Source organism: Flavonifractor sp. An112 (assembly GCF_002161085.1).
Lineage (GTDB): Bacteria > Bacillota > Clostridia > Oscillospirales > Oscillospiraceae > Flavonifractor > Flavonifractor avicola.
In genome coordinates this window covers 1-726 of the sequence record NZ_NFLU01000039.1, presented here as the reverse complement: position 1 = coordinate 726, position 726 = coordinate 1, and the positions used below count along the sequence as shown (strand labels likewise).

The following is a 726-nucleotide window of genomic DNA, read 5'->3' as shown; positions in this document are numbered from 1 at the left end:
GCTCTTTATAGCTTGACCTTAGTAGAACAGTCTCATTTCTGAGCTGTTCTCTATTCGATCATGAATTATGCAGGCCTCACAGAAGTTTTGCAATTGGCTACATTGTTTTACCCATTCACTAGAACGGCTTTCGCCATTCTATCTTTAAGTTCCACAACATTGCTGTTATTGCCCTCTGTTGCTTGCTCTTCATACTTTCAATCTGCATTGTTCAGTTTTCAAGGTGCTGACTTCCAACCTCTTTCAAGGTCAGATCGAAACATCTGTCTCCAGGTGCTTCGATCCAACATCGAACCAGGCTCTATTAACGTTCTTTTTGCTTACTTTTTCTTTCAAGAAAAAGTAAGTGGTGGGCCCAAGTGGACTCGAACCACCGACCTCACGATTATCAGTCGTGCGCTCTAGCCAGCTGAGCTATGGGCCCGTCTCGGTCCACTTCTTGGTGGAGATAATCGGGCTCGAACCGATGACCCCCTGCTTGCAAAGCAGGTGCTCTCCCAGCTGAGCTATACCCCCATCAACGCGTGTGCCCTCTAAATTAAACAACGTGAAAGTCATCTCCGCTCCAAAAAGCTGACCTTAGGACGTTACAACAGAACTTGTTCTGTTGAAGTCTCCTTAGAAAGGAGGTGATCCAGCCGCACCTTCCGATACGGCTACCTTGTTACGACTTCACCCCAATTATCGAACCCACCTTCGGCCGCGCCCCCCTTGCGGTTAGGCTAC

2 tRNA genes and 1 rRNA gene are annotated in these 726 nt (G+C 47.8%); all 3 read right to left on the bottom strand.

The annotated features are described in order from the left end of the window. Window positions 1-347: 347 nt before the first annotated feature. Window positions 348-424, bottom strand: a tRNA-Ile gene (locus tag B5E56_RS14305). Window positions 425-440: 16 nt separating this feature from the next. Continuing rightward, window positions 441-516: transfer RNA gene (locus B5E56_RS14300), tRNA-Ala, on the bottom strand. A 106-nt stretch (window positions 517-622) separates the two neighbouring features. Further along, a 16S ribosomal RNA gene (locus B5E56_RS14295) occupies window positions 623-726 on the bottom strand; the annotation flags it as partial.